The 6,686-nt window shown below is 75.3% G+C and carries 4 protein-coding genes and 1 pseudogene; all 5 read left to right on the forward strand.

Annotation, left to right across the window (positions count from 1 at the left end; all coding sequences use genetic code 11):
- Window positions 1-15 precede the first annotated feature (15 nt).
- Entirely contained in the window at window positions 16-825 is an 810-nt protein-coding gene (locus ACSNOH_RS32485; protein WP_436725043.1) for a polyprenol monophosphomannose synthase, read from the forward strand.
- A gap of 100 nt (window positions 826-925) precedes the next feature.
- Window positions 926-2,338 (forward strand): hypothetical protein, encoded by a 1,413-nt coding sequence (locus tag ACSNOH_RS32490; protein WP_436725044.1) that lies wholly within the window; start codon window positions 926-928, stop codon window positions 2,336-2,338.
- A complete protein-coding gene (locus ACSNOH_RS32495; protein ID WP_436725041.1) occupies window positions 2,335-3,615 on the forward strand; it encodes a glycosyltransferase family 87 protein in 1,281 nt (426 codons plus the stop codon). The genes ACSNOH_RS32490 and ACSNOH_RS32495 overlap by 4 nt, the downstream gene beginning before the upstream one ends.
- Entirely contained in the window at window positions 3,612-6,464 is a 2,853-nt protein-coding gene (locus tag ACSNOH_RS32500) for a bifunctional glycosyltransferase/CDP-glycerol:glycerophosphate glycerophosphotransferase (protein ID WP_436725042.1), read from the forward strand. Before ACSNOH_RS32495 ends, ACSNOH_RS32500 begins: the two co-directional genes overlap by 4 nt.
- A pseudogene (locus tag ACSNOH_RS32505) lies at window positions 6,461-6,686 on the forward strand (hypothetical protein); the annotation flags it as partial. The gene ACSNOH_RS32500 and the pseudogene ACSNOH_RS32505, both read left to right, overlap by 4 nt.

Here is a 6,686-nt window from a genome sequence, read left to right on the forward strand (position 1 = left end):
CCCGAGGACCAGCCCATGAGCGCACCCCGTACCCCCGCCGCGGCGCCCCCGCTGCCCGCGGAGTGGGGCCGCACCGCGACGACCGTCGTGATGCCCACGTACAACGAGGCGGCGAACCTCGCCACCATGGCCGAGGCGCTCATGGCGCTGCCCCTGGAGGGCCTGCGGCTGCTCGTCGTCGACGACAACAGCCCCGACGGCACCGGTGCGATCGCCGAACAGCTGGCCGAGAAGTACAACGAGCCCGGCCGCACCCGCATGGGCGTGCTGCACCGCACCACCAAGGACGGCCTCGGCCGCGCCTACGCCGCGGGCATGGCCCGGGCCGTCGCGGAGGGCGCCGCCTACGTCGTGCAGATGGACGCCGACGGCAGCCACCCCGCGGAGAAGATCCCCGAACTGCTCGGGGTCGCCCGCGCGACCGGCGCGGACGTCGTCGTCGGCAGCCGCTACGTGCCCGGCGGCTCCCTCTCGGACGCCTGGAGCGCCCACCGCAAGCTGCTCTCCCGCTGGGCCAACGCCTACGCCAGCACCATCCTGGGCACCCGCGTCCGGGACATCACCGGCGGCTTCAACCTGTGGTCCGCCGCCGCCCTCTCCGCCATCGACCTGGAGACCGTCGACAGCGCCGGCTACAGCTTCCAGGTGGAGATGAAGTACCGGGCGCTGAAGGCCGGATACACCGTCATGGAGGTGCCGATCCACTTCGAGGACCGTGCCGCCGGGGAGTCGAAGATGAACCTGGCCGTCCAGCTCGAATCGGTGGTCATGCCGTGGCGGCTGCGCACGAGGCCGGCCCGTGCTACCGGTCGCCGCACCCGCTGAGCCGGCGGCCCCGCCGGGAGCCGCCCCGCAGGACCGCGCGGCGGGCCTCCGCCGGGCCGCCCCGGCCTGCGTCCTGCTGCTGGCCGTCCTCTTGCTGCTCATGACCGTACGGCTGCCCTGGTCCGGGGACCTCGGCATGCACGCGGCCGTCCTCGAACGCCTGCGCACCGACCTGCTCCACCCCGGCAACCCCCTCGTCGACGCCGCCACCCCGAGCCCGTACTACTCGCCCTGGACGGTCCTGCTCGCGCTCACCGGATCGGCGACCGGACTCGGCACCTTCACCGTGCTCCGCCTGGGCGCGCTGGCCGCGCTCGTGCTGCTCGGCACGGGCGTCCACGCCTTCGTCCGGACGTTCACCCGCAGCCGGGCGGCGGTGCCGCTGGCGGTGCTCTGCCTGCTCCTGCTGTACGGAGTGAGGCTTTTCGCGTGGAGCGGCGTCCTGAGCCTTACGTCGATGTCGCTCACTCTCGCCTACCCGAGCACGTTCGCCTTCGGGCTGTCCTTCCACCTGTGGGCACTGCTGCGGCGCGCCCTGGCCGCCGGCCGCGGGACCACGGCCTTCCTGGGGCTCGGGCTGCTGCTCGCCGCGATCCTGCTCACCCATCAGTTCACCGGCGCCGTCGCCCTGCTGGGATGCGCCGCCATGCTGCTGGGCGCCCGCCCCCGGCCCGCGCGCACGATGTGGCTAGGCGTCACCGCAGCGGCCGCACTGGCCGCGGCCGTGCTCGCCTGCTGGCCGTACTACGCCTTCTACTCCCTGCTCGGCACGGGCAGCGGTCTGGACGACATCCACCGGCCCCTCTACGGCCACCTCGCGACGAAGTTCTGCCTGACCGCGCTCGGCGCGGCGGCCCTGGCGCTGCGCGCGCGGCGCGACCGCCGCGACCCGCTGGTGATCTTCTTCGTGCTGGGGCTCGCCGTCTTCGCCGCCGGCGGGTTGAGCGGCCATCAGGCGTGGGGCCGGATCCTGCCCGCCGTTCTCGTCCCGGCCCAGCTCGCGCTCGCCCTGGAGACGGCGGCCGGCGGGCGCAGGGTGCGGGCGGCCCTCGTCCCGCTGACCGCCGCCGCCCTGCTGGCGGGCGCCTGGTCGCAGGCCGGGGTGCTCGGCTACGTCCTGCGGCCGCAGGCCGTCCCGCCCGCCCTGCGCCACATCCACACCGTCGCGCTCTGGCCACGGTTCACGTGGGCGGCGCGCGAAGTGCCCGCCCGGCAGACGGTGATGACCGACAACTACTACGCGCTGCGCATGCTCCCCGCGTACGGGCCGTACACCGTCGCCCCCGCCTACCCCGACGTCTTCCTCCCCGACGCGGCCCGCCGCCGCGCCGCGACCCGCCGCTACTTCGCCCCGGACGCCTCCCGGGCCGAGCGGCTCGGCATCCTCAAGGAGTACCGCGTGCGCTGGGTGCTGCAGCAGAAGGGCCGCCCGGGCCTCGACCGGGGCGACCCGGCCGTGCGCCGGACCGTGCGCGGCCCGGCCGGTTTCACCCTCGCCGAGGTCGCTCCGTGAGCGCCGGGCAGGCCGGAGGCGCCGAGGGGGCGGACCTCTTCGGCCGCTGGCTGCGCGGCCGGGCCCCGTGGCCGGTGCTGCTCGCCGCGCTGCTGGTCCTCGCGCTGGACGTCGTGCGCGTCGTGCGGGGCCCCCGGACCCCCGGCATCGACAACGCGGTGGTGGTGCGCGCGGCGCAGGCCCTGCTCGACGGGGGCTCGCCGTACGCGGACAAGCGCTTCCTCTACCTGCCGGGCGCGGTGTTCGCGGCGCTCCCGGAGATGCTGGTCCCCCGGCAGGCACTCGCGACCGCGGTGCCGGTGGCCGCCGCGCTGTCCGTCCTCGCCGGGGTGGTGCTCGCCCTGCGGGTCTTCGGGGTGCGGCCCGGCAGCCGGCTCGCGGCGGGCGTCACCGCCGCGCTCGGCGTCTTCGAGCCCTTCCACGGCGTCATCTACCTCGGCAACTGGACGGTCCTGTCGGCCGTCGCCTTCCCCGCCGCCCTCCTGCTCGCGCGCCGCGGGCGCTGGTGCGCGGCCGGGGCAGTGGTGGGCGCCGCGCTGGCGCTGAAGCCGATGCTCGTGCCGCTGCTGCTGCTGTTCGTGCTGGCCCGGCGGTGGCGGGCGCTGGCCTGGGCCGTGGGCGTCCCCGCCGCGGTATCCCTGGCGGCGGCGCTCGCGATGCCCCGGCCCGGGCTGTTCTTCACCCGGACGCTGCCGTTCCTGATGCGGGGCCAGGATGCGTACGCCCGTCCGTTCGACGCCGCCTGGCCCTCGGTGCTGCCGCGCCTCGGAGTACCGGAGCCGCTCGCGCTCGCCCTCGCCGCCGGCGCGGCGGTGACGGTGCTCTGCTGCGCGCGGTGGCGGTGGCGGGCCGGCGGTGACCCCGCCCTGCGGCTCGTGGAGTGCGCGTCGCTGCTGATGCTCGCGGCGTTCCTGGTCTCCCGGCCCTCGTTCCAGCACTACATGCTCGTCGTCCTTCCCTCGCTCGCCGCGTCGCTGGTGGTGCGGGCCGCGGCGGCGCGCTCGGTGTGGTTGTGGCTGCCGCTGCTCCCCGAGGTCGCCGGGGTGACGTGGCCGTACCTGGACACGGCCCGCAGGCACGCCTTCCGCGACGTCGTCCTGATCGGCGGAGTGACCGCGGCCCTCGCCGTGCACGCCTGGCGCACCCGCTCGGACCCCTCGCGGGAGGTGACTGTCAGTGCCCGCATCTACGCTTTGGGTAATCGCGAATCCGCCCGCGCGGATGGCGGGCCGCCCGAGCGTGCCCGCGATGCGCCGGGCCGCACCGAGACGAGGTGACTGTGAACCGCACGCCCGCCCCCGGCCCCGATGTCAGCGTCGTCGTGATCGTCCACAACGACGCCGAACGCCTGCCGCGTGCCGTGCGGTCGGTCCTCGCCCAGTCCCTGCGCAACCTCGAAGTGATCATCGTCGACGACTGCTCGACGGACGGCACCTTCGCCGCCGCCCAGCGGCTGACCACCGCCGACCCCCGGGCCCGGCTCATCCGGCTGCCCGTCAACAGCGGCGGCTGCGGCGCCCCGCGCAACGCCGGCATCGACGCGGCCCGCGCCCCCCACCTGATGTTCCTCGACAGCGACGACGAACTGCCCTACCACGCCTGCAAGTCCCTGCTGCTCACCGCCGAGGAGACCGGCGCCGACCTCGTCACCGGCGAGGTCACCCGGCTCTTCGAGGAGACCGGCACCACCGGCCTGTGGTACCCGGAGCTGTTCGAGGACGTCCGCGTCGTCCACGGCATCCGCTCCGCCCCCGAGTTCTTCCTCGACCACCTCTCCACCAACAAGCTCTACCGCGCGGACTTCCTCGCCCGCCACGCCCTGCGCTTCCCCGAGGACATGCACTACGAGGACCAGCTCTTCACCGCCCGCGCCCTCACCCTCGCCCGCACCTTCGCCGTCGTCCCCTGGCCCGTCTACACCTGGCGCCTCGCCGCCGACCCCGCCACCCTCTCCATCTCCTCCAGCCGCCACAAACTGCGCAATGCCGTCGACCGCATCAAGGCCGCCCGGCTCATCGACGCCTTCCTGGAGGAGTCCGGCAACGCCGCCCTGCGGCCCGCGAAGGACGAGAAGTTCCTCCGCCACGACTTCCGCCTCTACCTCGGCGACCTGCCCTTCCGCGACCCCGGGTGGATCGCCGGCTTCGCCGCCGCCGTCACCCCCTACCTCGCCGGGATCTCCCCGCAGGCGCTCGCCGCCGTCCCCCGGGAACAGCAGATCTGCCAGTTCCTGCTGACCAGCGGGCGCTACGAGGAGGCCGCCGAGTGCGCCCGCACCCTCGACCGGCCCCACCTCGCCCCCCGCCACGTCGTCCGCGAAGCCGGCCGCACGTACTGGGGCTCCACCCCGCCGCGGGATGCCGAGGAGGCCGCCGGCCTCGACATCACCGCCTGGCGCCTGGACGACCAGCCCTTCACCGCGGGCCCTTTGCGCCACGAAGTGGCGGACATCGCCGCCGACGGGCCCCTGCTGCGCATCCGGCTGCGCACCTACGACCCGGCCCTGCTGCTCGCCGCCTCCGGCCCCGTCACCGCCGAGCTGCGCATCGCCACCACCGGAGAGCCGCTCGCCGTGCCCTTCGCGTACGAGCCGGCCGCGCCCGGCGAGGAGGGCGGCTCCGCCTGCCGCACCGCCGAGGCAGTCCTCGACCCCCGCCGCGTCCCCCTCGGCCCCAAGGGCTTCCGCGGCCGCCGCCACCCCGTCGTCGTCCTCGAACGCCTCGGCCTCACCCGCTCCGACCCGCTGCTCGCCCCCGCCGGCCTCACCCCGCTGCGGGCGAGGATCCCCCGCTGCGGCCCCCTCGCCGCCCACACCGTGCGCGTGGCCTGCGAGGGGCACGGCGCCGGCCGGCTGGAGCTCACCTGGGAGCGGGCCGGAGCCCTCGGCCGCGCCGAGGCCGCCGCCGGGCAGGCGGAGCCCCTGCGCCGCGGCATCCAGCGGCTCACCCGCCGCGTCACCGGCCCCCGCATCAAGGCCCTCACCTACCACGAGCTGCAGAAGCTGCCCGTGGACGACGACCTCGTCGTCTTCGAGGCCCTGGAGGGCCGCGGCTACGCCGACAGCCCCCGCGCCCTCCACGAGGAGCTGCAGCGGCGCGGCCTGCCGCTGCGCGCCGTCTGGTCGTACGCGGGCAACCGCTCCTCCTACCCCGAAGGGGTGCCGCTCGTGCGCCGCGGCAGCTGGGAGTACGTCCACGCCCTCGCCCGCGCCCGCTACTGGGTCGACTCCCACGGCTTCCCCACCCTCTACGGCAAGCGGCCCGCCACCCGCTATCTGCAGACCTGGCACGGGCAGGCGTTCAAGCACATGGGCTTCGACGTGCCCGAGCTGCGGCTGGCCAACGCCGCGCGGCAGCAGCGGCACCGCGAGACGATCGCCCGCTGGGACGCCCTCATCGCCCCCAGCGAGGAGTTCGAGCGCACCTTCGTCCGCGCCAACGCCTACGAGGGCGAGCTCCTGCGCACCGGCCTGCCCCGCAACGACGACCTCGTCCGCTGGGAGGAGCCCGCCCGCCGCGAGCGGGCCGCCGCCACCCGCGAGCGCCTGCAGATCCCCGGCGGCTGCCGCGTCCTGCTGTACGCCCCCACGTTCCGCGACGGGGCGCGCGGCAGCGGCGACTCCGTCCGGGCCGACCTCGCCGAGCTCGTCCGCTCCCTCGGCGAAGAGTGGGCGATCGTCGTCCGCCCGCACTACTACGAGCGGTACACCGTCCCGCGCGAGCTCGGCCACGCCGTCCGCGACGGCCGGGAGTTCCCCGACCCCAACGACCTGCTGCTCGCCTCCGACGCCCTCCTCACGGACTACTCGTCCCTGATGTTCGACTACGCCAACCTCGGCCGGCCCATCCTGTTCTTCACCGACGACTACGAGCACTACCGCGCCACCGCCCGCGGCACGTACTACGACCTGCCCGACATCGCACCGGGCCCGATGCTCACCACGACCGGCGAGCTGGTCGCCGCCCTGCGCGACCTGAAGGCGGTGCAGGAGGAGTGGGCGGGGGCCTACGCCCGCTTCCGGGAGCGCTTCAACCCCTACGAGACGGGCCGGTCGAGCGAGGCCGTGGTGGACCTGTTCTTCGGCGGCGCGGCCGGCCGGGCCGGGGCCGGGGGCGGTCCCCGGTGAAGCGGCGCAACCTCTTCCTCGTCGGGATCGACGTCGACTCCATGGGCGGCTCGCAGCGCGTCCTGCACACCCTCGCCCAGGGCTTCGCCGAGCGCGGCCACCGCGTCGAGCTCATCGGGATCCGCCCCAGCCCCGAGCCCCACACCTACCTCGCCGCCCCCGCCTACCGGCACCTGACCCTCTACCGCACCCCCGCCCACTCCTCCTGCACCGCCTTCAGGT

Origin of the sequence: Streptomyces sp. URMC 127 (genome assembly GCF_051386535.1) — a bacterium.
GTDB lineage: Bacteria > Actinomycetota > Actinomycetes > Streptomycetales > Streptomycetaceae > Streptomyces.